Source organism: Microvirga calopogonii, assembly GCF_003347665.1.
Taxonomy (GTDB): Bacteria; Pseudomonadota; Alphaproteobacteria; order Rhizobiales; family Beijerinckiaceae; genus Microvirga; species Microvirga calopogonii.
The window spans coordinates 2,501-5,608 of sequence record NZ_QDGA01000182.1 but is presented as its reverse complement, the minus strand read 5'-3'; the positions used below and the strand labels follow the sequence as shown (position 1 = coordinate 5,608).

2 tRNA genes and 2 rRNA genes (1 of these 4 running past the window's edge) are annotated in these 3,108 nt (G+C 57.2%); all 4 read left to right on the top strand.

Annotation, left to right across the window (positions count from 1 at the left end):
• The first annotated feature begins 178 nt into the window (after nt 1-178).
• Nucleotides 179-1,665 (top strand): 16S ribosomal RNA (locus tag DDF70_RS35180).
• Nucleotides 1,666-1,819: 154 nt separating this feature from the next.
• Nucleotides 1,820-1,896 (top strand) — tRNA-Ile (locus DDF70_RS35175).
• 203 nt (nt 1,897-2,099) lie between these two features.
• Nucleotides 2,100-2,175: transfer RNA gene (locus DDF70_RS35170), tRNA-Ala, on the top strand.
• A gap of 248 nt (nt 2,176-2,423) precedes the next feature.
• Nucleotides 2,424-3,108, top strand: a 23S ribosomal RNA gene (locus tag DDF70_RS35165); it runs 2,136 nt beyond the window's last position.
• The 16S and 23S rRNA genes sit together here with 2 tRNA genes alongside, the layout of an rRNA operon.

The window sequence follows — 3,108 nt, the reverse complement described above, 5'->3', positions numbered from 1 at the left end:
TTGCTCTTTGACATTGTTGAGAGGGAAGAGAAGCGTAGGCGGCGGTGTCCTTGCGCCGATCCTTTGGGATCGGGGATGACATTGACCGGATCTATGCTTTGGTGAGTACACCGCTCCGGGGTGACCCGGAGTGAGAGGTGCTCTGTCAATTTGCGTAGTGAAGTCTTGATCATACTTTCAACTTGAGAGTTTGATCCTGGCTCAGAACGAACGCTGGCGGCAGGCTTAACACATGCAAGTCGAACGGGCCCTTCGGGGTCAGTGGCAGACGGGTGAGTAACGCGTGGGAACGTGCCCTTCAGTTCGGGATAACCCAGGGAAACTTGGGCTAATACCGGATACGTGCGAGAGCAGAAAGATTTATCGCTGAAGGATCGGCCCGCGTCTGATTAGCTGGTTGGTGGGGTAATGGCCCACCAAGGCGACGATCAGTAGCTGGTCTGAGAGGATGATCAGCCACATTGGGACTGAGACACGGCCCAAACTCCTACGGGAGGCAGCAGTGGGGAATATTGGACAATGGGCGCAAGCCTGATCCAGCCATGCCGCGTGAGTGATGACGGCCTTAGGGTTGTAAAGCTCTTTCGCACGCGACGATAATGACGGTAGCGTGAGAAGAAGCCCCGGCTAACTTCGTGCCAGCAGCCGCGGTAATACGAAGGGGGCTAGCGTTGTTCGGAATCACTGGGCGTAAAGGGCGCGTAGGCGGCTTTGTAAGTCGGGGGTGAAAGCCTGTGGCTCAACCACAGAATTGCCTTCGATACTGCATGGCTTGAGACCGGAAGAGGTTAGTGGAACTGCGAGTGTAGAGGTGAAATTCGTAGATATTCGCAAGAACACCAGTGGCGAAGGCGGCTGACTGGTCCGGATCTGACGCTGAGGCGCGAAAGCGTGGGGAGCAAACAGGATTAGATACCCTGGTAGTCCACGCCGTAAACGATGAATGCCAGCCGTTGGCGAGCTTGCTCGTCAGTGGCGCAGCTAACGCTTTAAGCATTCCGCCTGGGGAGTACGGTCGCAAGATTAAAACTCAAAGGAATTGACGGGGGCCCGCACAAGCGGTGGAGCATGTGGTTTAATTCGAAGCAACGCGCAGAACCTTACCAGCCTTTGACATGTCCCGTATGAGGAGTGGAGACACCCCTCTTCAGTTCGGCTGGCGGGAACACAGGTGCTGCATGGCTGTCGTCAGCTCGTGTCGTGAGATGTTGGGTTAAGTCCCGCAACGAGCGCAACCCTCGCCCCTAGTTGCCATCATTGAGTTGGGCACTCTAGGGGGACTGCCGGTGATAAGCCGCGAGGAAGGTGGGGATGACGTCAAGTCCTCATGGCCCTTACGGGCTGGGCTACACACGTGCTACAATGGCGGTGACAAAGGGCAGCGAACCCGCGAGGGGGAGCTAATCCTCAAAAGCCGTCTCAGTTCGGATTGCACTCTGCAACTCGAGTGCATGAAGGCGGAATCGCTAGTAATCGTGGATCAGAACGCCACGGTGAATACGTTCCCGGGCCTTGTACACACCGCCCGTCACACCATGGGAGTTGGTCTTACCCGACGGCGCTGCGCCAACCGCAAGGAGGCAGGCGACCACGGTAGGGTCAGCGACTGGGGTGAAGTCGTAACAAGGTAGCCGTAGGGGAACCTGCGGCTGGATCACCTCCTTTCTAAGGATGTTCTCTTACGAAGTGGCGTCATGCTGCTTCTATCGGAACACTTGGAACACAAGAGCTTCAGTCAGAAGCTCACTATGCGGGACGCTGCCGTCTTCGCTTCTCTTCTCAATTCCGGATACATCGGTCGCAGCAGGTGCTGCGGCTGGGGCCTGTAGCTCAGGTGGTTAGAGCGCACCCCTGATAAGGGTGAGGTCGGACGTTCGAGTCGTCCCAGGCCCACCATTTTGGGAAGCCTCAAGCGCCGGCGGCAACGTCCGTTGCCTTGGCTGCTCCGCGCATCAGCGCGGGCGCCCGGTCGGGCTTGCGACGCTGACGCGTCGATCCTGCACCACTTCTTGCGAAGGCCGACCGGCCGCCGCGCCCGATGGCGCGGATAGCCAAAGGGACTTAACGTCCCTGCCGGCGTCTGAGGCCAAGCAAAAAACGGGGCCTTAGCTCAGCTGGGAGAGCGGTAGCTTTGCAAGCTTCAGGTCGTCGGTTCGATCCCGACAGGCTCCACCATTTTACTGTATCCGGATGTCAAAGGAATTCGTGTTCCCTGCTGTGCGGGCGAGCGCGGATGTTTGAAATCGTAAAGAGGCAGCATCTTCGACCAGCGGACTTTCCTAGTTCCGCGAACCAGCCCCGGCCCGCAGCCGGGAGCGTCGGAGATGCTTGGCAAGCAAAATATGACTTCGCAGCAATGCGAGGTCAGGTCTTTCTTGAGATCCGTGTCCGGCTTTTGCCGGGCGGACATGGATCATGAGAGTAATCAAGTGTCGTAAGAGCATCTGGTGGATGCCTTGGCGCTGAGAGGCGATGAAGGACGTGGTACGCTGCGATAAGCCTTGGGGAGCTGCGAACGAGCTTTGATCCAGGGATCTCCGAATGGGGAAACCCCCCTTCGACCCTTTGTATTGTGACGGCATCCGAGAGAGCGATCTTGGGGGTGGCGTTGCACTACGGAGGGTCAGATGAAGGGATTAGATCCTGAATACATAGGGGTTTAAGGCGAACCCGGGGAACTGAAACATCTAAGTACCCGGAGGAAAGGACATCAAACGAGACTCCGTTAGTAGTGGCGAGCGAACGCGGACCAGGCCAATGCCAACCTGATCGTCACCGGAACCGTCTGGAAAGTCGGGCATGACGGGTGATAGCCCCGTACGGAACAGCGTGATGGTTGGATATGAGTAGGGCGGGACACGTGCAATCCTGTCTGAACATGGGGGGACCACCCTCCAAGCCTAAGTACTCCTCAGCGACCGATAGTGAACCAGTACCGTGAGGGAAAGGTGAAAAGCACCCCGACGAGGGGAGTGAAACAGTTCCTGAAACCGGATGCTTACAAACAGTCGGAGCCCAAGGTTCGTCCTGGGTGACGGCGTACCTTTTGTATAATGGGTCAGCGACTTAAAGTAACGAGCAAGCTTAAGCCGATAGGTGGAGGCGCAG